Source organism: Micromonospora sp. NPDC003944, from assembly GCF_053605225.1.
The window spans coordinates 13,219-35,053 of the sequence record NZ_JBSGIV010000019.1 but is presented as its reverse complement, the minus strand read 5'-3'; the positions used below and the strand labels follow the sequence as shown (position 1 = coordinate 35,053).

Sequence of the window (21,835 nt, the reverse complement as noted above, 5' to 3'; positions counted from 1 at the left end):
GGGCGAGCGGGCCCGCGACCAGGCACGAGCCGGAGCACGGGCGAGCGCCGGACCGGGCCGGTTGGCCGGGTCGGCACGTCATCGGGTAACCTGACGAGGTTGCCCGGGCAGCACCTGCCGGCGACCTCATGAACGTATCAATCCCAGGAGTATCCCGTGGCTAGCGTGTGCGACGTCTGTGGCAAGGGACCGGGCTTCGGCCACAACGTGTCCCACTCGCACCGGCGGACCAACCGCCGCTGGAACCCGAACATCCAGTCGGTGCGTACCCCGGCCGGTGGCGGCAACACCAAGAAGTTGCAGGTCTGCACCTCGTGCATCAAGGCCGGCAAGGTCACCCGCGCCTGACGCGGTAGCACCCACCTCTTCGTACGGCTCAGCCGGCGGACCTTCGGGTCCGCCGGCTATGTCGTGTTTCCGGGCAGACGCCGCACACCTGCCTTCCCGGGTGCGGCGCGGCAGGTCAGAGGGTGCGGCCGAAGGAGACGCAGCCCTCCGCGTCCTTGTAGAAGCCGAAGTTCGGGATCCGCTCGTACCCGGCGGAGCCGTACATGGCGATCGCCTCCGGCTGCCTGTCGCCGCACTCCAGGACCACCCGCTTGCGGCCCTGCTCGCGGGCTGAGCGCTCGACGGCCGCCAGCACCGCGCGGGCCACGCCCCGCCCCCGCGCCGCCGGTGCCGTGTACATCCGCTTCAGCTCCGCGGTGTCCGCGCCGTGGCTGCGCCAGCCACCGCAGCCGACCGGCTCGCCGGCGAGGTAGGCGACGAGGAACGCGCCGTCCGGCGGCTCGAACTCGGCCGCGTCCACCGGGGTGTCGTCGCCGGAGCCGCCGTAGCGGGCACCGAGGTCGGCAAGTGCGGCGTGGATCAGGCGCTGCGCCACCGGCGCGTCGAAGCGCACGACCCGGATCTCGATCTCACTCACGGTGTCCAGAATACGGCGGCGCGCGGGGCTCACCGGAAGTGGTCCCAGCCCACCGGGCCGTCGTGGGCGACGCCGTCGACAGTCACGCCGGCACCGTCCGTGACCAGGCCGATCCGCCGCCAACCCGGCGGCAGCGCCACCGCCGGGGGGAAGGTCGCGGCCAGCGCGTGGTCGTCGCCACCGGCGAGGATCCAGGTGTACGGGTCGACGCCGAGCGCCTGTGCCGCGTCGGCCATCTGTCGGGGCACCTCGAACCCGTCCCGGCGGACGTCGATCGCCACCCCGCTGGCCGCCGAGACGTGCCCGAGGTCGGCGAGGAGCCCGTCCGACACGTCGATCATGGAGGTGGCGCCGAGCTGGGCGGCCTGCGGGCCGGCCTGGTAGGGCACCTGCGGCCGCCGGTACGCCTCGACCAGCAGCCGGGGGGTACGGAAGCCCCGGGTCAGCACGGTCAGCCCGGCCGCCGCGTACCCGGTGCGCCCGGCCAGGGCCAGCACGTCCCCGGGGCGGGCCCCCGAGCGCAGCACCGGCGGACGGCCCGCCAGGTCGCCAAGCGCGGTGACCGCCACAGTCAGCGTGGGGCTTGCGGACATGTCGCCGCCGACGACGCTCGCGCCGACCGTCGCCGCCTCCGCGGAGAGCCCGTCGGCCAACTCCTCCGCCCAGCCGGTGTCGAGGTCCGCGGGCATGCAGAGAGCGACGAGCAGTGCGGTCGGCGTCGCCCCCATCGCGGCGATGTCCGCCAGGTTGGCCGCTGCCGCCCGGTGACCGACGTCGCGGGCCGAGGACCAGTCCCGTCGGAAGTGCCGTCCGTCGACCAGGACGTCGGTGGAGGCTGCCACCCGACCGTCCGGCGCGGCCACCACCGCCGCATCGTCGCCCGGGCCGAGCAGGGTCGCCGGCCCGTACGACAGCCGGGCGGTGATCTTCCCGATCAGCCCGAACTCCCCGATCCCGGACACACCGACGCCACCGCGGGCGTTCCGCCCGTGCTGCCCGGCTCCGACGTGCTCGCTCACTGCTGCTCCTTGACCACCGATAGGGATCGGACCTGCTCCGTAAGGTAGTTTCACCCTTCGGGCCGCTCCCGGGCGGCGACGGACGGAGGTCGAGTCGTGGTACAGGCGTACATCCTCATCCAGACCGAGGTCGGCCGCGCACGTGACGTGGCGGGTCTCATCGCGGACATCTCCGGCGTGGTACGCGTCGACGCCGTCACCGGGCCGTACGACGTGGTCGTCCTCACCGAGGCGAACACCGTCGACGAACTCGGCAAACTCATCGTCAGCAAGGTGCAGATGGTGCCCGGCATCACCCGCACCCTCACGTGTTCGGTGGTGCGGCTGTAAGTGGACGAGATGACGACCTCCTCCTCTGCGCTCGACGACGACGCGGGGCGCGACGCGTCCGACGGGACGCCCGAGCCGGCTGACGGTAACCGTGAGCCGACCGATCCCTCCGCCGCCGCGCCGGGCGGACGCGACCGGACCATGCGCGGCGCGGCCCTGCTGGCCACGGTGATCGCGCTGCCGATCACGCTGCTGGTGGCCGTGCTGGCCTTCAGCAAGCTCAGCCCGGACGGGCCCGCTGCCGCGCCGGCACCCTCCGCGACCACCGCCCGGGTGCAGTCCACCACCCCGGTGCAGATGGCCGCCCCGGCGCTGGCCGCCCGCCCGGCCACGGTCTGCCGGGCCCTGCTCTCCCAACTCCCGGCGAGCATCCGCGACCTGGCCCAGCGGCCGGTGACCGCCGGCCCGGAGCAGAACGCCGCGTACGGCGACCCCGCCCTCACCGTGGCCTGTGGCGGCACCGAGCCGACCTTCCCCAGCACCGACGAGGTCTGGACGGTCAACCGGGTCTGCTGGCACCTGGCCGAGCAGGCCGACGCGGCGGTCCTCTCCACCGTCGACCGGGAGACGCTGATCACGGTGCGCGTGCCGCGCTCGTACGAGCAGCCGTTGCAGTGGTTGCCGGCGATCTCCAGCACGATCGTGGCGAGCGTGCCCTCCGGCGGCGCCATCCCGTCCGGCTGCCAGCGCTGAAGTCGAACCCGCCCCCGCCCGCCGGCTGACCCGCGCGGGCGGAGGCGGACGACTCAGTGCAGGCCGACGCCGCGCCGCTGGGCGGTACGGATCAGCCGGTTGACGAGCTTCGGGTACTCCAGGCCGGAGGCCGCCCACATCCGCGGGAACATCGACGTCGGCGTGAAGCCGGGCATGGTGTTGATCTCGTTGAGGTAGACGTCCAGCTCGGGGGTGACGAAGAAGTCGGCCCGGGCCAGCCCGGCGCAGTCGAGCGCGGTGAACGCGCGGACCGCGTACTCCTGGACCTGGCGGGTCACCTTCTCCGGCAGGTTGGCCGGAATGTCGTACTCGCAGGAGTCGTCGAGGTACTTCGCCTCGAAGTCGTAGAAGTCGTGGTCGGCGACGACCCGCACCTCGGCCAGCACGGACGCCTCGGGCGCGCCACCGGCCTCGCCCTCGAGCACACCGCACTCGACCTCACGGCCGACGATCGCCGCCTCGATGATGACCTTCGGGTCGAACTGCCGGGCGGCGGCGACCGCCGCGTCCAGCTGCGCCCAGTCGGTGACCTTGCTGACGCCGAACGACGACCCGGCCCGGGACGGCTTGACGAAGACCGGCAGGCCGAGCCGCTCCTTGTCCTGCTCGCCGAGCGTCATGCCGTTGCGCAGCACGGCGTACGTGCCGACCGGGATGCCCTCGACGGCGCAGAGCTTCTTGGTGAACTCCTTGTCCATGGCGGCCGCGGAGGCGAACACGTTCGCCCCGACGTAGGGGATGCCGGCCATCTCCAGCATTCCCTGGATGGTGCCGTCCTCGCCGTACGTGCCGTGCAGCACCGGGAAGACCACGTCCACGTCGGCGAGCGCCCGGGGGCCTTCGGTGGGGTCGAGCACCATCAGGCCGTTGCCGGTGGGGTCGGCGCGCAGCACGATGTCGTCGCCGGAGTCGGCGGTGATCTCCGGCAGCTGACGGGCGTTGATCGCGAGCTGGGCGGGGTCTCCGTTGGTCAGCACCCACTGGCCGGCCCGGGTGATGCCCACCGGGACCACCTCGAACTCGTCCGGGTCGAGGGCGCCGAACACGCTGCCGGCGCTGACGCAGGAGATGCCGTGCTCCGGGCTGCGGCCGCCGAAGACGATCGCCACGCGGGTCTTGCCTGGGGTGGTCACTCCGGTCACCTCTTCGTACGCGACTGCGGCTGGTCGTGCTCGCCGGTGGCGCTCACCCGGTTGACCTTACTGTGCGTGGCGACAGGGCGAGGCGATACCCGGCGAGCCACGGCACGACACGGCAATCGGTCATCAGAGGATATACGGTGCGTGATCGGACGGTGGCGGCGACTTCGGCCGCTGACCTGCGCCCGCGCTCAGTCCCGGGAATGCCGGCGGCCGACCGCGATCACCTTCACCCGCTGCCGTCCGGCCCGCACCATGCCCAGCGCCATGAACGCTCCGGCGATGCGGTCGGCGGCCTCTCGACTGCTGGCGCCGACGACCTGCCGGCGGCGCTCCGGCGCGACCCGCTCGTTGCGGTTGACGCCCTCCACCGGACGCACGTCGGTGAGCACCACGAGGAAGCGGGTCATCGCGCGCCGCCCGAGGGTACGGCGAGGGGCTCCGGGCGGGTTCGCACGTCGTCTCCTTCCGGCGGGCCGGGATGGAGGGGCGGCACGCGACGATCGGGTACGGGGGAGAAACCCGATCGCCGCGCGCCCCATCCCCTCCGGTCGCTCACCACCACCGTCGCCACGACAACCGGCGGTGAGGACGCCATAACAGATTGACACGTGTACAGCCGTGAATGCAACTCTCATCGGCGTTCTCTCATGCAGACGTTCCCGTAAATGTGTGCGACCATCGATGCATGGCCCCGAAGACCGCCCGCGCCCGCCGGCTCGGCATCGCCCTGCGCCACCACCGGGAAGCCGCCGGGCTGACGCTGGAGACCGCTGCGGATGAGATCAACAGCACCCGCAGCACCCTCTCCCGCTACGAGAACGCCCAGACCCTGATCACCCCGGCCACCGTGCGCGCCCTGCTCACGTCGTACGGGGTGAGCGCCGAGGAGGTGGCTGACGCGGTGCAGCTCGCCAAGGACGCCCGCAAGCCGGGCTGGTGGGTGTCGTACTCCTACGTGCTGGACCCACGCACGATCGACTTCATCGCCCTGGAGGCCGAGGCGACCGCCATCGCCAACTTCGAACCGTCGGTGGTGCCCGGCCTGTTACAGACCGCCGACTACATCCGGGGCGTGATGCGCGGTGGGCCGCACACCCTCGGCGACGACCTGGTGGAGCAGCGGGTCAAGGTCCGGCTCGACCGGCAACAGCGACTCACCGGTGAACGGCCGCCCATCTTCGACGCGATCATCGACGAGGGCGCGCTGCTCCGCCCGGTCGGTGACCAGTCGGTGATGGACGGACAACTGCGCCACCTGGTCAAGATGGCCGAGCTGCCGAACATCAGCGTCCAGGTGATCCCGCTCTCCGCCGGTTATCACCGGGGCACCCGGGGTTCCCTGCACATCCTCGAGTTCGCCGACCCGGAGGACCCGATCATCGCGTCGGTGGAGACCGTGGCCGGTCAGATGATCCTCGACCGGGCCGGTGAGACGCGTACCTGCACCAAGATCATGGAGCATCTCCGAAGCGTGGCGCTCAGCCCGGCGGACAGCCGCGAGATGCTCCTGTCAGTCCTGAAAGGACGGTAGGACCGATGACCCCGATTATCACAGCGGCCTTGGCCGCGGCGCCGTGGCGCAAGAGCAGCCGCAGCGGCGACGAAGGCGCCTGCGTGGAGGTGGCCGCGATTCCGCGGCTGGTAGCCGTCCGCGACTCCAAGGACCCGGCCGGCCCGGCCCTGCTGTTCCCACCGGCGGCCTGGGCCGCCTTCGCCCAGGCGCCGCCCCAGCGCTGACCAGACGTGCCGAGCCGGTGCGGGTCGAGGCCCGCGCCGGCTCAGGCCACCAGGGGGCGGGGCTCCGGAGCGGCGCGTAGCGCCTCCAGTGCGGCGATCGCCACGCCCCGGGCACCTGCCATGTCCCGGTCCGGCACCAACGCGAAGGTGGCCACCGCCGCCTGCTCCTCGCGGAGCACGGTGTGCTCGCGAACCGTCGCCAGGAACCAGTCGCGGAACTCCGGCGCCGCCTCCACCACACCGCCGCCGACGAAGTACGCGTGCGGGTCGGTGAAGTTCGCGGCGACGGTGAACAGCCGTCCCAACGCCATCGCCTGCTGGGTGAAGAGGTCCCGCGCGAGGGCGTCCGCGCGCTCGCCGTACCCCCGGACCAGCTTGGCCGCCCGGGCCACCGGCTCGGCGGCGAGCGGGTGGTCGGGGTAGCGGGTCAGCCAGTACGGCAGTAGGTTGCGCTCGATGCCGGTCAGCGAGGCGACGCTCTCGACGTCCCCGGTGAAACCGCAGGCGCAGGTGGGCTCCGGCTGGCCCGGGCCGAGCAGCCCGCCGAGCGGAATGTGCACGTGGCCGAGCTCCCCCGCCATCCCGGCGGCACCGGCGATCACCCGACCACTCTCGACCACACCGCCGCCCAGGCCGGTGCCGACGATCGCGGACACCGACGAACGGCTCATCGCGTCGACGCCGAAGTGGACGTGGTGGGCGTAGAGCGCGGCCGCGTTGCCGTCGTTGTGATAGATCACCGGCAGGCCGAGCCGTCGCTCCAGCGCCCCTCGCACGTCGAAGCCGCGCCAGGCCGGCTGGGAGAAGTTGGTGGAGCCCCGCGACGAGATGACCCCCTCGGCGCTGGCCGGGCCGGGAGTGTCCAGCCCGACCGCCTGGACCAGCTCGCGCGGCACACCGGTCTGCGCCAGGGCGCCGTCAAACGCCTGCGCCAGCGCCTCGATCGCCGCCTCCGGCCCGGACCGCACCTCGCTGGGGATCTCCAACAGCCCGTCCACCAGGAAGCGGCCGTCCACCGTCAGCACGGTGGCGTTGTTGCTGGTGCCGCCGTTGTCCAGCCCGACGACCACCGGCACCCCTGCGCTGACCACCGAAACCGCCTCCCGCCCGTCGTGAGTGTGAGCCGAGGCTAGTGCCAACCCCCCTCCCCCGCCATTCCCACCCCGCCCGACCAGCCCGCCCCCAGCCCGTCCCCAGACCTCGGGCACCGCTCTCCCTCGTCGATCAAGGAGTTGTGGTGGTGGGCAAATGCCGTGAGATAGCAGCAATCAGGCACCACAACTCCTTGATCGACGCGGGCGAGGGGCGGCGCGGGGCGAGGGGCGGGGCGGGGCGCGGGGCGGGGGGTTTAGGGGCGGTGGGCCGTTACTGCTGTGGCGTCCAGGTCATCGTCGTGGTGGACCGTGGGGGTCAGGCCGGCGGCGCTGAACGTGGTGCAGAGCGCTTCTATCTGCGTGGTGCCGGCTTCGACCACGAGGTGTCCCCCGGGGGCCAGCCAGTCGGCGGCCTCGATACCGACCCGGCGCAGCACGGAGAGCCCGTCCGGGCCGCCATCGAGCGCCACCGGGGCCTCGTGCAGTCGCGCCTCCGGGGGCATCAGCGCGACCGCGTCGGTCGGCACGTACGGAGCGTTGGCGAGCACCAGGTCCAGCCGACCCCGCCACTGTCGGGGCAGCGGCGCGAAGAGGTCACCCTCGTACACCTCGACGTTCAACCCGACGACGTTGCGGCGCGCGCAGGCCACGGCCGCCGGGTCGATGTCGGCGGCGGCCAGCCAGCGCGGCGCGAGCCGGTGGGCCAGCGCGACGGTGGTGGCCCCGGAGCCGCAGCAGAGGTCGACCACGGCCGGCGCCGCGCCGGTCAGCTCGGCCGCCACCTCGACCAGCAGGGCGGTCCGGGCGCGCGGCACGAAGACGCCCGCGTCGACGGCGATCCGCAGGCCGCAGAACTCCGCCCAGCCGAGCAGGTACTCCAATGGCTCGCCGGCCACCCGACGGTCGGTCAGGTCGGCCAACGCCGCCGGGCTCTGCGCGGCGGTCAGCAACAGTTCGGCCTCGTCCTCGGCGTAGACGCAACCGGCGGCCCGCAACCGGCCCACGAGAGCGGCCCGGTCGACGGCGGGAGGAGACGTCACACCGGCCCGGCCGAATCCAACGCGGCGGCGATGTCGGCCACCAGGTCCGCGGTGTCCTCCGCGCCGCAGGAGAGCCGGACGAAGCCGGGGGCGGTGTCGTCGCCCCACTGTGCCCGCCGGTCGGCGGTGGTGTGCAGGCCACCGAAGGAGGTCGCCGCCGCCACCAGCCGGGCGGCCTGGACGAACCGGCCCACCCGGTCGGCGTCGCCCAGGTCGAACGAGAGCACCCCCGGAATCCGGCGCATCTGCGCCGAAGCCACCGGGTACGCGGGGTCGTCCGGCCGCCCCGGCCACCGCAGGCCGGTCACGTCCGACCGGCCGGCGAGCAGGTCGACGACCGCTGCGGCGTTCGCGCTCTGCCGGGCCAGCCGCAGGTCGAGAGTGGCGAGTGACCGGTGGGCCAGCCAGGCGTCGAACGCGCCCGGCACCGCGCCGGTGGTGGTACGCCAGGTGGTCACCGCGTCGATCAGCTCGGTGGACCGGCTGGCCAGGTAGCCCAGCAGCAGGTCGGAGTGGCCGGTGAGCGCCTTCGTGCCGGAGGCCACCACCAGGTCGGCGCCGAGGTCCAGCGGGCGCTGACCGAGCGGGGTGGCCGTGGTGTTGTCCACCGCGAGCAGCGCACCGGCGGCGTGCGCCCGCTCGGCCAGGGCTGCCACGTCGACCACGTCCAGGCCCGGGTTGGCGGGCGTCTCCACGAGCACCAGCCGGACACCCTCGAACGACGGGTACGGCCCGACGGTGGGCACGAACAGCACCCGGACGCCGATGGCCTCCAACACGCCGGTGGCGAACGCCCGGACCGGGAAGTAGCCGTCGGTGGGCAGCACCACGGTGTCCCCCGGCCGCAGCAGGGTGAGCAGCAGGCCGGTGATGGCCGCCTGTCCGGTGGCGAAGACCCGGCAGTCACCGCCCTCCAACTCGCCGACCGCCGTCTCCAGCAGCCGCCGGGTCGGGTTGTCGGGCCGGCCGTAGCCGTTCGGTGACGTGCCCTGGCCCTGGAACGGGTCGAGGTGGTACGGCGCGGCGAAGACCGGCCCGGGTAGGAACGGGTCCCCCGGAGCAGCCTCGGGCAGGCCGGCGCGTACGCAGCGGGTGCCGTCTCCCCACTCGTCCATCGGGTTCCTCACTCGTACGACTCGGGTTTGGCGGTGCGGCTCATCAGGGTGTCCACGGCGAGGCGCGGGTCCATCCCCTCGTGGCAGATCCGCTCGACGTGCTCGGTGATCGGCATCTCCACGCCGTGCGCCCGGGCCAGGTCGCGGATCGCCAGGCAGCTCTTCACACCCTCGGCGGTCTGCCGGGTGGCGGTCTGGGCCTGCTCCAGCGTCTCGCCCCGGCCCAGGTGCTCGCCGAAGGTGCGGTTGCGGGCCAGCGGCGACGAGCAGGAGGCGACCAGGTCACCCATGCCGGCGAGGCCGGCGAAGGTGATCGGGTCCGCGCCGAGCGCCACGCCCAGCCGGGCCGTCTCGGCCAGCCCACGGGTCATCAGCATGGCCCGGGTGTTGTCGCCGAACCCCATCGCGGTGGCGATGCCGTACGACAACGCGATCACGTTCTTGACCGCCCCGCCCAGCTCACAGCCGATCACGTCGTCGTTGGTGTAGGGGCGCAGGTACGGCGTCCGGATCGACGACTGGACGAGCGTGGCGCGGGCGTTGTTCGTCCCCGCGACGACTGTCGCGGCCGGCTGCTCGGCGGCGATCTCCGGGGCCAGGTTCGGGCCGGACACGACCACCACCCGGTCCGCGGCGACCCCGGCGGTCTCCACGATGACCTCGCTCATCCGCTTGGTGGTGCCCAACTCGATGCCCTTCATCAGCGACACCAGGGTGGAGTCCGGGTGCAGGTACCCGGCCCATTCGGCGAGGTTGCCGCGCAGCGTCTGCGACGGCACGGCAAGCACCACCACCTCGGCGCCGGTGATCGCCTCGGCGGCGTCGGCGGTGGCGGTGACGCGGGCCGGCAGCAGCAGGTCGGGCAGGTACTCCGGATTGCGGCGCTCGGCCCGGATGCTCTCGGCGACCGGCCCGCGGCGCGCCCACACCGTCACGTCCCGCCCCGCATCCGCGAGGATCTTGGCGAACGCGGTGCCCCAGGAACCAGCACCAAGCACCGCAACGTGACCGCTCATGCCGCCTCGTCTTGCTGCTCGCGGCCGGCGGAGGACCGGGCCGGTCGCTCCCACAGTGGCGGCGGGGTACCGCCGCGGATCTCGGCGAGCATGTCCCGCAGCCGCAACATGATGGTGTCCGTCATCTCCTCGAGGGTGGCCCGGGTCGGCTGGGCGTCCGCCCACCGGCTCAGGTCGATCGGCTCCCCGGCGGCAACTGTCACCGGGATCCGGGGGCGCAGGCTGACACGGGTCGTCCGCGGGTCGAAGATCCGTTCCGGCCCCCACATCACCACCGGCACGACCGGGGCGCCGGTGGCCAGTGCCAGCCGGGCCGCACCGGTCTTGGCCTTCATCGGCCAGAGCTCCGGCTGTCGCGTGGTGGTGCCCTCAGGGTAGATCACGACCGCGCCGCCCTCGTCGAGCGCGGCGACGAGGGCGTCGAGCGAACGGACCGCGTCCACGCTGCCTCGCTCCACCGGGATCTGGCGGCATCGGTGCAGGATCCAGCCGACCACCGGCACCCGGAACACGCTGGCCTTGCCCAGGTACTGCGGCCAGCGCCCGGAGTCGTAGATGAAGTGCGCGGACACCAGCGGGTCGGCGTGGGAGATGTGGTTCGCCACGATGATCACCCCGCCGTCGTGGTGGAGATGCTCCTGACCACGCCAGGTGCGCCGGGTCCAGACGGTCATCACCGGCTTCACCAGCCCCACGGCGAACCGTTGCCAGAACCCCAGCCTCCGCCGTGCCACTGTGCCTCCTCGTCGCGCCCCAACCCCGCCGCGTAACACCGCCCGCGACACCCGCAGCGGAAATCATGCCTGCTCGCCCCCGGTACGGCCAGCGAGGGGTTCGTCGTCCGGCTGGCAGGATTGCGGACGTGAGTCAGCCGAAGTGGGCCGTGGTGGTGCCGGTGAAGCGGCTGGCCGTGGCCAAGAGCCGGCTGCGGGGCGCGCTGCCCGGCGTACCGCATGAGGAGTTGGCGCTGGCCCTGGCGGCCGACACGCTCCGCGCGGTGCTGGCCTGCCCGGCGGTCGCCGAGGCCCTGGTGGTGACCGACGACGCCCGGGTGGCGGCGGCGGCGCGGGCGGCCGGCGCGCGGGTGTTGCCGGACGAGCCGGACGCCGGCTTGAACGCCGCGTTCCGGCACGGGGCGGCCGGGGTCGCCGCCGGGTGGGTGGCCGGGATCACCGCGGACGTGCCGGCGCTGCGCCCGGCGGAGTTGGCCGGCGCGCTGCTCGCGGCGCAGAACGGCCGACCCGGGGTACGCCGGTTCCTGCCGGACGCGCCCGGCGGGGGCACGGTGCTGCTCGCCGCCCCGCCGGGGGTTCCGTTGGATCCGCGCTTCGGGGTGGGTTCGGCGGTCGCGCACGCGGCGAGCGGGGCGCTGCCGCTCGACGGCGACTGGCCCAGCCTGAGCCGGGACGTGGACACCGCCGCGGACCTGGCCGCCGCCGCCCGCCTCGGGCTGGGGCCGCGCACGGCCGCGCTTGTGGCCGCCGGCCGCCCCGCCCGCGCCGCCGGCTGAGCCGACCCCGTGGGCCGAGCCCGCGCCGCAGGCCGCAACCCCGGGTGTACGGTGCCAGCATGCAGGGCACGGTGGCCAGCTACGACGCGGCGACGCGCAGCGGTGTCCTGCTGCTCGACGACGGCACCGAGATGCGCTTCCCCGCCCGGGCCTTCGACGCCTCCGGGCTGCGACTTCTCCGGCTCGGCCAGCGGGTCCGCATCGACACCGATCCCGACGGCGAGGTTGTCCGGGTGACATTGCCGACGATGATCTGACCCGGCGAGCCCAAGTTCATTTTGCGTTAACCGTAATCGGGTGATTATGAGCGGGTGAGCACCCCTCGCGAGCAACCGGCCCGACCGCCCGCCACCGACCTTCGCAACGGCTCCCGCGCGCGCGGCACCGATGGGCGCTTCCGCCCGTCCCGCGCCGAACGTGCCGGTGCCGCCCGCGCCGACACCCTCGCCGACGATCCCGGCGCCGCCTCCTCCGGGCTGGACGAGGTCATCGAACCCGAGCCGGTGACCGAAAGCACGCCCCGGACCCCCGCCGACGTACACCCGGTCCTGTCTGACGGCCTGCCGAACTCGGTGGTGGAGGACGACGAGCCGACGCCCCCGCCGCTGCCGGAGGACCGGTTCCTCAACCGGGAGCTGTCCTGGCTCGACTTCAACGCCCGGGTGCTCACCCTGGCCGAGGACCAGCGCACCCCGCTGCTCGAACGGGCCAAGTTCCTGGCGATCTTCGCCAGCAACCTCGACGAGTTCTACATGGTGCGCATCGCCGGGCTGAAGCGGCGGCTCTCCGCCGGCCTGCCGGTGCGGGGCGGGGACCGGCTGCCCCTGCGGACGCAGTTGGAGCTGATCGCCGAGCGGACCGCCGCGCTCGGCGCCCGGCACGCCGCCTGCTTCGTCGACGACGTGCTGCCCAAGCTGGCCGACGAGGGCATCCGGATCCTGCGCTGGGGTGAGCTTGGCGACGGCGAGCGGGAGCGGCTGCGCACCTACTTCCGGGAGCAGATCTTCCCGGTGCTGACCCCGCTCGCGGTGGACCCGGCGCACCCGTTCCCGTACATCTCGGGGCGGTCGTTGAACCTGGCGGTGGCGGTTCGCGACCCGGACGGTGGTTCGGAGCTGTTCGCCCGGGTGAAGGTGCCCAACAACGTTCCCCGCTTCGTCCGGGTGGACCGGGACCAGCCCGGCGTCCGGATGCTGCCGGTGGAGGACCTGATCTCGGTGCACCTGGGGCAGTTGTTCAGTGGCATGCAGGTGGTCGAGTGCCACCTGTTCCGGGTCACCCGCAACGCCGAGGTGGAGGTCGACGAGGACCGCGACGAGGACCTGCTCCAGGCCCTGGAGCGGGAACTGGCCCGGCGGCGGTTCGGTCCTCCCGTCCGCCTGGAGGTGGCCGCGTCGATCTCCGACCACATGTTGGAGCTGCTCGTCCGCGAGCTGGACATGGACGACCAGGACGTGCTGCGGGTGCCCGGCCTGCTGGACCTGTCGGCGCTGTGGCAGGTCTACGGGGAGGCGGACCGGCCGGACCTGAAGGACCCGCCGTTCGTGCCGGCCACCCATCCCCGGCTCGCCGAGGGTGAGGTGCCGCGCAGCGTCTTCGCCACCCTGCGCGACGGGGACATCCTGGTGCACCACCCGTACCACTCGTTCGCCACGAGCGTGCAACGCTTCATCGAGCAGGCCGCCGCCGACCCGAACGTGCTCGCCATCAAGCAGACCCTCTACCGGACCAGCGGCGACTCCCCGATCGTCGACGCTCTCGTCGACGCGGCCGCCGCCGGCAAGCAGGTGGTGGTGCTGGTGGAGGTGAAGGCCCGCTTCGACGAGGTGGCGAACATCGGCTGGGCCCGCACGCTCGAACGCGCCGGCTGCCACGTGGTGTACGGCCTGGTCGGGCTGAAGACGCACTGCAAGACCGCGCTCGTGGTTCGGCAGGAGGGCAACCAGATCCGTCGGTACTGCCACATCGGCACCGGCAACTACCACCCGAAGACGGCCCGCCTGTACGAGGACTTCGGCATGCTGACCGCCGACCCGGAGATCGGCGCCGACCTCACCGACCTGTTCAACGTGCTCACCGGCTACAGCCGGCAGACCGCGTACCGGCGGTTGCTCGTCGCCCCGCAGGGCATCCGCAGCGGCCTCATCGAACGGATCGAGCGGGAGATCTCGCACGTCCGTCTGGGCATGCCCGGCCTGGTCCAGTTCAAGGTCAACTCGCTGGTCGACGAGGGGGTGACCGACGCGCTGTACCGCGCCTCCCAGGCCGGCGTCCACGTCGACCTGCTCATCCGGGGCATGTGCACGCTGCGCCCCGGCGTGCCGGGGCTGTCGGAGAACATCCGGGTCCGTTCGATCCTCGGTCGCTTCCTGGAGCACTCCCGGGTCTTCCGGTTCGGCAACAACGGCGAGGCCGAGTTCTGGATGGGCTCGGCCGACCTCATGCACCGCAACCTGGACCGTCGGGTGGAGGCGTTGGTGCAGGTGAGTGACCCGATCGCCCGCGCCGAGCTGGACCAGGTGCTCACCGCCGCGATGAGCCCGGACGTGGACGCGTTCGAGCTGGCCGGAGACGGCACCTGGACCCGGCGTACCGGCGGTGACGACGCCGCACCGGCCCATCTGCAGGAACTGCTGCTGCGCCGCGTCGGTGGCACGGCCAGCTGACCGCGCAGCGCATAGGCTGAGCTGATGGTCGAGGAGGAGCAGAAGTACGAGGTGGACGACGCCTACGTGCTACCGGACCTGGCCGGGACGGCTCCGGCCGGTGGCCGGGTCCGGGCGCTGCCACCGGTGACGCTCGTCGCCCGCTACCTCGACACCGTCGACCTGCGGCTGGCCCGGGCCGGTGCCTCGCTGCGCCACCGCCGCGGTGACGAGCTGCCCTGGACGGTGAAGCTGCCCACCGGGACGCCCGGCGTCCGCCACGAGGTCTCCCGTCCCGGGTCCAAGGGGCAGCCACCACCGGAGCTGGTGGAGGTGGTGAGCGTCCTGCACCGAGGGGCGTCGCTGGCCCCGGTGACGGTGGTCCGCACCGTGCGGCACGCGTACGAGGTGTGCGACGCCGCCGGCACGGTGCTCGCCGAGGTGGTGGACGACCGGGTGACGGTGCTCGACGACGCCGGCACCACCACCGACTCGTTCCGCGAGGTGGAGGTGGAGCTGAAGGCCGGCGACCGGAAGCTGCTCGACCGGGTCGGCGGGGTGCTGCGCGAGGCTGGCGCCCGGGGCGGGTCGTTCACGCCGAAGCACGTACGGGCGCTTGGCGCGACGGCACAGGCCGATCCGGATCTGGTGGCGCCGGCCGGGCTGACCGCCGAGCCGAGCGCGGGTGACGTGGTGACCGAGGCGCTACGCAAGGAGATCCGTCGGCTGTTGGCGCACGACCCGCTGGTGCGGCTACGCGCCCCGGCCGCCGGTGGCGACACCGCCGTGCACCAGATGCGGGTCGCCTGTCGACGCCTGCGCAGTGATCTGCGTACCTTCAAACCGTTGCTGCGCAAGACCTGGTCCCGCCCGCTGCGCGACGAGCTGCGCTGGTTGGCAGGCGTTGTCGGGGCGGCCCGCGACGCCGAGGTGCTGCGCGCACGGCTGCGCCGTACCGCCGCCGCCGACCCGTTGAGCCCACTCGACCAGGGCGCGGTGGACCGGCTCGACGAGGTACTCGCCGGACGGCAGCGGCGGGCGCTGGCCGCAATCGACGAGGCGCTGCGCTCCGCGCGCTACCTGGCCCTGCTGGACGCCCTGGTGCTTGCCGCCCGCGCACCCCGACTCACCCGGCGGGCGGCGGCACCCGCCGCTCAGGCGCTGCCCGCGCTCGTGGCGCGCCCCTGGCGTCGGTTGACCGGGCCGGGCGGCGTCGACGGGCTCGACGCGCAGTCGCCGGACGACAACTGGCACGCCGTTCGCAAGGAGGCCAAGCAGGCCCGGTACGCGGTGAACGCGGTGGCCCCGACCGTCGACAAGGGCGCCCGTCGGTTGTCCCGCGCCCTGGCCCGGGTGCAGGACGTGCTCGGCGAGCACCAGGACGCGGCGGTGGCGGCGGACACCTGGCTGGAGATCGCCGCCGAGCGCCCGGACGACCACGAACTGGCGGTTACCGCCGGGCGGCTGGCCGAACGGGAACGCGGTTCGGTACACCGGATGCGGGGCCTCTTCCCGGCGGCCTGGCACCGGGCCACCCGGCCACGGCGGACCAGTTGGCTGCCGTGACCGGCATCCGGGCGGCCGGCGGGGTGGCCTGGCGGCCGACCGACGACGGGGTACGCGTCTGCGTGGTGCACCGCCCCCGCTACGGTGACTGGACGCTGCCGAAGGGCAAGCTGGAGCCGGGCGAGCACGCGCTTGCCGCGGCGGTCCGTGAGGTGGCCGAGGAGGCCGACGTCCGGGGTGTGCCGCAGGTGCGGCTGCCGTCGGTGCGGTACCGCAGCGAGGGGCAGCCCAAGCTTGTCGACTACTGGTCGATGCTCGCGGTGGCAAGCGGCGGTTTCCAACCGGGCACCGAGGTGGACGACATCCGCTGGCTCACTGTCGACGACGCGATCAGGTTGGTCAGCTACCCGCACGACTCCGAGGTGTTGGCGGCGTTCGCCGCGCTGCCGTCGGTGACGGCGACCGTCGCGCTGGTCCGGCACGCGCACGCCGGTAAGCGGGCCACCTGGTCCGGCCCGGACGTCGGGAGGCCCCTGGACGCCGAGGGGTGGGCCCAGGCGAGCACGCTGGCCGGCCTGCTCGCCCTGATCCGGCCGGCCCGGCTGGTGTCGGCGTCGCCGCGACGGTGCGTGCAGACCCTCGACCCGACCGCCGCGCTGCTCGACCTGCCGATCGAGGTCTGCGGCGACCTGGACGAGCCACAGCCCGGTCAGCAGAGCGACGAGCAGATCCTGGCCACCGCCGCCCGACTGCTTGAGGTAGCCGGCGCCGGTGGGCAGGCGGCGGTATGCAGCCAGGGCAAGGTCCTGCCCGGCGCCCTGGAGCAGTTGACCGGCCGCACCGACGAGGACTTCACCACGCCGAAGGGCAGCGGCTGGCTCCTCGCCTTCACCGCCGATCGGCTGCTGGCCGCCGATCGGCTGTAGGGCCCGCGTCCGCACCGGCCCGGCCTCGTCAGCGGGGCGGCAGGGTCACCGTCACCGCGACCGGCAGGTGGTCGCTGGCCGTGCTGCGCGGCGCTACCGGGTTGCTCGGGGTCAGGCCGGGCGAGACGAAGACGTGGTCGATCTGCTGGCGCGGGTCGTCCGCCGGGCTTGTCGCAAGCGGTCGGGCGGCGGCCAACGCGTCGACCAGACCGGCGTTTGCGAACTCCCCGAACGCCTCGTCGCCCGGCTCGGTGTTCAGGTCGCCCGCCACGATCAGCGGCCCGCCGGCCGCGTACCTGGTGGCGAAGTCGGCGACCGCGCGGGCCTGGACCACCGGGCCCGCACCTGGCGGCGGTTGCAGGTGGGTGCTGACCACCGCGGTACGAACACCGTCGGAGAGGTCGAGCGTGACCGCGAGGGCCTGCGCTCCGGTGGGCGCACCGACGGCCGGCAGTGGCAGGGTTCGCGGATCGCTCACCGGCCAACGGCTGAGCACCGCGTCGCCCCAGACGGGGTCGGCGGCCGGCCCGAAGACGTACGGCATCGCGAGCCGGTCGGCAAGCAGGTCCAGGGTGTCGTGCCCGCCGTTGAGCAGCCAGGCCCGGTCCACCTCGCTGAGCAGCACCACGTCGGGCCGTTGCCGGACGACGACCTCGGCGAGGCCGTCCAGGTCGAACCGGCCGTCCAGCCCGAAGCCCATCCGGATGTTGTACGCCACCACGGTCAGCCGCTCCGGCGGGCCGTCCCGGTTGCTGGCCACCGGTACCTCGTCGGCGAGCACCGGCGCCAGCAGGGCCAGCGCGGTGACCGTGGCGGCGGCCCGGAACGGCGGGAACGGCAGCGGAACCCGGTGGACGACGGGACGCGCGGTGACCGCCACGGCGGCGACGAGCACGGCCACCACGACGGGCACCGCGGCGTTGGGGTAGCCGAGGTCGTAGGCCGAGTAGTACCCGACCGCCCCCAGCGCGAAGACGAGCATGCCGGTGGCGACCGCGTACCCCCGTCGGGTGGCGCTCGCGGTGTCACCGCCCGGCTGGCCGGCGTCGTCGGTCAGGGCGAGGCAGGCGCCGAGGCCGACCGCGGCGAGGAGGACGGCCCCGAGGAGCAGGTCGCCCCGGTCGAGGGCGAACAGCACCGCGCCACCGAGCAACGCCACCGGGCCGTACGCCCGGCCCGGCCCCCGAGGCGGTCGGGTCGACGCGGCGCACAGGAACCCGGCAACCGCCACCGGCACCGGTGCCAGGCCGAACAGCGGAGAACGAGCCACCCCGTCCCCGGCGAACAGGTACGACATCCCGGTCCGGGTCAGCGCCGGGGAGAGCGCCACCATGGCGGCCAGCAGCAGCGCCGGCCCGGCCAGCAGCCAGGCCCGACCACCACCGGGGCCGGCAACGCCGTCAGCGAGCCCGTCAGTGCCGTCAACGGGGCTGTCCAGGGCGTTGTCGGGGACGTCCACGCCGTCAACGGGGCCGGCCAGGGCTTTGCCGGCACCGCCGTGCCGGCCGGATCGTGCCGTGCCGGCCAGGAACACCGCCACCGCGACGGCGCTGAGCAGCCAGGCCACCCAGTCGCCCCGCCAGACCAGATCGGCGGTGTCCAGCACCGCGTGCAGGGCCGCGTTGACCGCGAAGCCCAACGCCAGCCCCGGGACCGGGCGGTCGGTCACGGTGGCGACGCCGACAAGCCAGACCAGCCCGGCGAGCAACCCGGCGGTGGCCAACCAGAGCTGCGTACGCCCGCCGGGTGCGGCGGTGAGCGCGAGCCGGGCGACGGCGAGCGCCACGGCGGCGACGACGGTGACCGGGCGGGCACCGACTCGGCGGACCACTGCGGGCGCGCCCAACGCGAGCACGAACCAGCCGAGGGCGAACGCCCCCATCAGCTCGGCGGGGGTGGACGCCGCCTGACCGAAGATGGTGATGATGCCGGGCAGCCAGACCCGCAGCACGTCGATGAGGAGGAGCACGCCCAGCGCGAGCGTCCCGGTGGTGAGCTGGCGGTAGCGCACCGGCGCCCCATTTCCCGTCGGCGGGCCGGCGGAGGGGGGCCGGCACGGCGATTCTGCGCGAGCGGGCCAACCGGGTCAACGGTCCCCGTACGCCGAAAGACCGTCCCCGTACGCCGCAAGGGCGCCCACCCACGGGTGGACGCCCTTGCGGAGCAGGTCGGTCAGCGCTTGCTGGCCGCCTTCTTGGCCGGAGCCTTCTTCGCCGGCGCCTTCTTGGCCGCCGTGCTCTTGCTCGCCGCCGCGGTGGTCTTCTTCGCCGCGGTCGACCGGGTCGCCGCGGTGGTCTTCTTCGCCGCGGTGGTCTTCTTGCTGGCGGCCGTCTTGGTCGCCGTGGTGCTCTTGCTCGCCTTGGCCGGGGCGGTCTTCTTGCTGGCGGCCGTCTTGGTCGCCGTGGCGGTCTTGCTGGCCTTCGCCGGGGCGGTCTTCTTGCTTGCCGCCTTGGCCGTGGTCGCCTTGGTGCCGGTCGCCTTCGCGCTGGCGGCCTTGGTGCCGGTCGCCTTCGTGCCCGCCGCCTTGGCCGTGGCGGTGCTGGTGGTGGCCTTCTTGGTCGCCACCGTGGCCTTCGGCACCTTGCCGCTGGCCACCATCTCCTTGAACCCGGCGCCGGGGCGGAAGGTCGGGACTGACGTCTTCTTGACCTTCACCGCCTCGCCGGTACGCGGGTTGCGCGCTGTTCGCGCGCCACGCACACGCTTTTCAAATGCTCCGAATCCGGTGATCGCCACCTTCTCGCCCTTGGTGACCGCCGCCTGGACCTCGGTGAGGACCGCGTCGAGCGCGGCCGTCGCCATCTTCCGGTCCCCCAGGCGAACGGCGAGCGCCTCGATGAGCTCGGCCTTGTTCACGACTTCCTCCCGATTGTGCAACTGACTCGTCGCGAGCCATTCTGCGCGCACGGTATGCCCTGTGCTGCCGGGACACAAACATTCGGTAGAAAAAAGCCCTTGTGTCGTAACGGATTCACCCCCACCGGTCGGACCGATGGGGGTGAAATCCGCTGTGCCGGCGGCCTAACGGCTATGCCACGGAGGGCAGGAACGGCAGTCGGCGCGCCTCGTAGGAGTCGATGTCGGCGGCGTGCCGGAGGGTGAGTCCAATGTCGTCGAGGCCCTCCAGGAGACGCCAGCGGCTGAAGTCGTCGAGCGGGAACGACCAGTTCGCGTCGCCCGCCCGGAGCTGGCGGGCGGTCAGGTCGACGGTCACCGGAGTGGTCGGATCCGCCTCGACGAGGTCCCACAACTCTTCGATGGCTTTCAATTCCAACTCGACCGGCAACAGACCCTCCTTGAGGGCGTTGCCGCGGAAGATGTCACCGAAGCGCGGCGCCACCACCGCGCGGAAGCCCCAGTCCCGTAGCGCCCAGACGGCGTGCTCCCGGGAGGAGCCGGTGCCGAACTCCGGGCCGGCGATGAGGATCGACGCACCGGAATAGTTTTCATCGTTGAGCACGAATGTCGGATCTTCCCGCCAGGCGCTGAACAACCCGTCGGCGAACCCGGTCCGGGTCACCCGCTTGAGGTACACGGCGGGAATGATCTGATCGGTATCCACATTGGACCGGCGCAGCGGCACGGCGGTGCCGGTGTGGGTGGTGAACTTGTCCATCTCGTCGGTCCCTTCTACAGGTCGGCGGGGGCGGCCAGCCGGCCGACCACGGCGGTGGCGGCGGCCACCGGCGGGGAGACCAGGTGGGTACGCCCGCCCCGGCCCTGACGGCCCTCGAAGTTACGGTTCGAGGTCGAGGCGGAGCGCTCGCCCGGCTTCAGCGTGTCGGGGTTCATCCCCAGACACATGGAGCAGCCGGCGAACCGCCACTCGGCCCCGGCGTCGGCGAAGACCTTGTCCAGCCCCTCGGCCTCGGCGGCCTCCCGCACGGCGGCGGAGCCGGGCACCACGAGCATCCGGACGCCGTCGGCGACCCGGTGACCCCGCAGCACGTCGGCAGCGGCCCGCAGGTCCTCCAGGCGACCGTTGGTGCAGGACCCGACGAAGACCACGTCGATGGGCAGTTCCCGCAGCGGGGTGCCGGGGCGCAGGTCCATGTACTCCAGGGCCCGCCGGGCGGCGGTGCGCTCCGAGTCGGTGACGAACTCCTCCGGGTCCGGCACCGGCGCGCTCAGCGGCGCGCCCTGCCCGGGGTTGGTGCCCCAGGTGACGAACGGGGTGATCTGGCTGGCGTCAAGCGTCACCTCGGCGTCGAAGCGCGCGCCCTCGTCGGTGGGCAGCGTCCGCCACCACTGCACGGCCGCGTCCCAGTCCGCGCCCTGCGGCGCGTTCGGCCGACCCTTGAGGTACGCGAAGGTGGTCTCGTCCGGCGCGATCATGCCGGCCTTGGCGCCCCACTCGATGGACATGTTCGCGATGGTCATCCGCCCCTCCATGGAGAGGGCGCGGATCGCCTCGCCGCGGTACTCGACGATGTGCCCGCGACCCCCACCCGTGCCGACCTGCGTGATCAGCGCGAGCACCAGGTCCTTGGCGGTCACGCCGGGCGCGAGGCGGCCGGTGACGTTCACGGCCATCGTCTTGGGCCGGCTCTGCGGCAGCGTCTGGGTGGCCAGCACGTGCTCCACCTCGCTGGTGCCGATGCCGAAGGCGAGCGCGCCGAAGGCGCCGTGGGTGGCGGTGTGCGAGTCGCCACAGACGATCGTCAGGCCCGGCTGGGTGAGACCGAGCTGCGGGCCGATCACGTGCACGATGCCCTGGTTGTCGTCGCCGAGCGGGTGCAACCGCACCCCGAACTCGGCGCAGTTGCGGCGCAACGTCTCGATCTGCGTACGCGAGGTGGGGTCCGCGATGGTGAGCAGGTCACCACGGCGGAGGCGGAACGCCGGGTCGGCATACCCGGTCGGGGTGTTGTGGTCCTCGGTCGCGAGGGTCAGGTCGGTACGTCGCACCCGACGCCCGGCGAGCCGCAGCCCGTCGAACGCCTGCGGGCTGGTCACCTCGTGCAGCAGGTGCAGGTCGATGAAGAGCAGGTCCGGCTCACCAGCGGCGGACCGTACGACGTGCGCGTCCCAGACCTTCTCGGCCAGGGTCCTCGGCTCAGGAGTGACTCCCACCATCTGGACATCCTAAATTCTGGGAGGTAAGTTTCGGCTTGTG

General features: G+C 73.0%; 23 protein-coding genes. 10 read left to right on the top strand and 13 right to left on the bottom strand.

Annotation, left to right across the window (positions count from 1 at the left end; genetic code table 11):
• Positions 1 to 156 precede the first annotated feature (156 nt).
• Entirely contained in the window at positions 157 to 348 is a 192-nt protein-coding gene (gene rpmB / locus ACWER9_RS12290; protein WP_007456456.1) for a 50S ribosomal protein L28, read from the top strand.
• 115 nt (positions 349 to 463) lie between these two features.
• Here rpmB and ACWER9_RS12285 read toward each other — a convergent pair whose 3' ends face one another.
• On the bottom strand, positions 464 to 925 hold the full coding sequence (locus ACWER9_RS12285) for a GNAT family N-acetyltransferase (protein ID WP_452301888.1): 462 nt from the start codon (positions 923 to 925) through the stop codon (positions 464 to 466).
• A gap of 29 nt (positions 926 to 954) precedes the next feature.
• Positions 955 to 1,944 (bottom strand): thiamine-phosphate kinase, encoded by a 990-nt coding sequence (locus ACWER9_RS12280; RefSeq protein WP_452301887.1) that lies wholly within the window; start codon positions 1,942 to 1,944, stop codon positions 955 to 957.
• A 96-nt stretch (positions 1,945 to 2,040) separates the two neighbouring features.
• Here ACWER9_RS12280 and ACWER9_RS12275 point away from each other — a divergent pair, with 96 nt between their 5' ends.
• Both ACWER9_RS12275 and ACWER9_RS12270 read left to right on the top strand, forming a co-directional pair.
• Entirely contained in the window at positions 2,041 to 2,274 is a 234-nt protein-coding gene (locus tag ACWER9_RS12275; protein WP_030335303.1) for an Lrp/AsnC ligand binding domain-containing protein, read from the top strand.
• Between the two features lie 9 nt (positions 2,275 to 2,283).
• Positions 2,284 to 2,967, top strand: coding sequence for a DUF3515 family protein (locus tag ACWER9_RS12270; protein WP_452301886.1), 684 nt, complete (start codon positions 2,284 to 2,286; stop codon positions 2,965 to 2,967).
• Positions 2,968 to 3,020: 53 nt separating this feature from the next.
• Here ACWER9_RS12270 and ACWER9_RS12265 read toward each other — a convergent pair whose 3' ends face one another.
• Together ACWER9_RS12265 and ACWER9_RS12260 are read right to left on the bottom strand one after the other, a co-directional pair.
• Entirely contained in the window at positions 3,021 to 4,121 is a 1,101-nt protein-coding gene (locus ACWER9_RS12265; protein WP_452301885.1) for a D-alanine--D-alanine ligase family protein, read from the bottom strand.
• Positions 4,122 to 4,318: 197 nt separating this feature from the next.
• Positions 4,319 to 4,537, bottom strand: a complete 219-nt coding sequence (locus tag ACWER9_RS12260) for a hypothetical protein (protein WP_030335309.1) — start codon at positions 4,535 to 4,537, stop codon at positions 4,319 to 4,321.
• 278 nt (positions 4,538 to 4,815) lie between these two features.
• Here ACWER9_RS12260 and ACWER9_RS12255 point away from each other — a divergent pair, with 278 nt between their 5' ends.
• Positions 4,816 to 5,661 carry a helix-turn-helix domain-containing protein gene (locus ACWER9_RS12255; RefSeq protein WP_452301884.1) on the top strand — a complete coding sequence of 282 codons (846 nt, stop codon included), beginning with the start codon at positions 4,816 to 4,818 and terminating at the stop codon, positions 5,659 to 5,661.
• Positions 5,662 to 5,666: 5 nt separating this feature from the next.
• On the top strand, positions 5,667 to 5,867 hold the full coding sequence (locus ACWER9_RS12250; protein ID WP_452301883.1) for a DUF397 domain-containing protein: 201 nt from the start codon (positions 5,667 to 5,669) through the stop codon (positions 5,865 to 5,867).
• 41 nt (positions 5,868 to 5,908) lie between these two features.
• Here ACWER9_RS12250 and ACWER9_RS12245 read toward each other — a convergent pair whose 3' ends face one another.
• From ACWER9_RS12245 to ACWER9_RS12225, 5 genes are all read right to left on the bottom strand, one after another.
• Positions 5,909 to 6,958: an ROK family protein gene (locus ACWER9_RS12245; protein WP_452301882.1), complete on the bottom strand. Its 1,050-nt coding sequence runs from the start codon at positions 6,956 to 6,958 to the stop codon at positions 5,909 to 5,911.
• 257 nt (positions 6,959 to 7,215) lie between these two features.
• Complete coding sequence (locus ACWER9_RS12240) at positions 7,216 to 8,001, bottom strand: putative protein N(5)-glutamine methyltransferase (protein ID WP_452301881.1); 786 nt, start codon at positions 7,999 to 8,001, stop codon at positions 7,216 to 7,218.
• Positions 7,998 to 9,116, bottom strand: a complete 1,119-nt coding sequence (locus ACWER9_RS12235; RefSeq protein WP_452301880.1) for a cystathionine gamma-lyase — start codon at positions 9,114 to 9,116, stop codon at positions 7,998 to 8,000. The genes ACWER9_RS12240 and ACWER9_RS12235 overlap by 4 nt, the downstream gene beginning before the upstream one ends.
• Before the next feature lie 8 nt (positions 9,117 to 9,124).
• Positions 9,125 to 10,132, bottom strand: a complete 1,008-nt coding sequence (locus ACWER9_RS12230; protein WP_452301879.1) for an NAD(P)H-dependent glycerol-3-phosphate dehydrogenase — start codon at positions 10,130 to 10,132, stop codon at positions 9,125 to 9,127.
• Positions 10,129 to 10,866, bottom strand: a complete 738-nt coding sequence (locus ACWER9_RS12225) for a lysophospholipid acyltransferase family protein (RefSeq protein WP_452301878.1) — start codon at positions 10,864 to 10,866, stop codon at positions 10,129 to 10,131. The genes ACWER9_RS12230 and ACWER9_RS12225 overlap by 4 nt, the downstream gene beginning before the upstream one ends.
• Before the next feature lie 128 nt (positions 10,867 to 10,994).
• On the opposite strand from ACWER9_RS12225, the gene cofC reads away from it, so the two are divergent.
• The 5 genes from cofC to ACWER9_RS12200 are packed head-to-tail and all read left to right on the top strand — an operon-like array spanning position 10,995 to position 16,719.
• The gene (gene cofC / locus ACWER9_RS12220) at positions 10,995 to 11,642 is read left to right on the top strand and encodes a 2-phospho-L-lactate guanylyltransferase (RefSeq protein ID WP_452301877.1); all 648 of its coding nucleotides are present in this window, start codon (positions 10,995 to 10,997) and stop codon (positions 11,640 to 11,642) included.
• A gap of 59 nt (positions 11,643 to 11,701) precedes the next feature.
• Positions 11,702 to 11,899 (top strand): cold-shock protein, encoded by a 198-nt coding sequence (locus tag ACWER9_RS12215; RefSeq protein ID WP_030335323.1) that lies wholly within the window; start codon positions 11,702 to 11,704, stop codon positions 11,897 to 11,899.
• Positions 11,900 to 11,953: 54 nt separating this feature from the next.
• A complete protein-coding gene (locus ACWER9_RS12210; protein WP_452301876.1) occupies positions 11,954 to 14,308 on the top strand; it encodes an RNA degradosome polyphosphate kinase in 2,355 nt (784 codons plus the stop codon).
• 24 nt (positions 14,309 to 14,332) lie between these two features.
• Positions 14,333 to 15,853: a CYTH and CHAD domain-containing protein gene (locus tag ACWER9_RS12205; protein ID WP_452301875.1), complete on the top strand. Its 1,521-nt coding sequence runs from the start codon at positions 14,333 to 14,335 to the stop codon at positions 15,851 to 15,853.
• Entirely contained in the window at positions 15,841 to 16,719 is an 879-nt protein-coding gene (locus tag ACWER9_RS12200) for an NUDIX hydrolase (RefSeq protein WP_452301874.1), read from the top strand. Before ACWER9_RS12205 ends, ACWER9_RS12200 begins: the two co-directional genes overlap by 13 nt.
• A 28-nt stretch (positions 16,720 to 16,747) precedes the next feature.
• Here the strand turns inward: ACWER9_RS12200 and ACWER9_RS12195 are convergent, their stop codons facing one another.
• The 4 genes from ACWER9_RS12195 to leuC form a co-directional block, all read right to left on the bottom strand.
• On the bottom strand, positions 16,748 to 18,730 hold the full coding sequence (locus ACWER9_RS12195) for an endonuclease/exonuclease/phosphatase family protein (protein ID WP_452301873.1): 1,983 nt from the start codon (positions 18,728 to 18,730) through the stop codon (positions 16,748 to 16,750).
• A gap of 161 nt (positions 18,731 to 18,891) precedes the next feature.
• Positions 18,892 to 19,575: an HU family DNA-binding protein gene (locus ACWER9_RS12190; RefSeq protein WP_452301872.1), complete on the bottom strand. Its 684-nt coding sequence runs from the start codon at positions 19,573 to 19,575 to the stop codon at positions 18,892 to 18,894.
• Between the two features lie 172 nt (positions 19,576 to 19,747).
• Entirely contained in the window at positions 19,748 to 20,335 is a 588-nt protein-coding gene (leuD, locus tag ACWER9_RS12185; RefSeq protein ID WP_452301871.1) for a 3-isopropylmalate dehydratase small subunit, read from the bottom strand.
• 14 nt (positions 20,336 to 20,349) lie between these two features.
• Complete coding sequence (leuC, locus tag ACWER9_RS12180; protein ID WP_452301870.1) at positions 20,350 to 21,795, bottom strand: 3-isopropylmalate dehydratase large subunit; 1,446 nt, start codon at positions 21,793 to 21,795, stop codon at positions 20,350 to 20,352.
• Between the last annotated feature and the right edge of the window lie 40 nt (positions 21,796 to 21,835).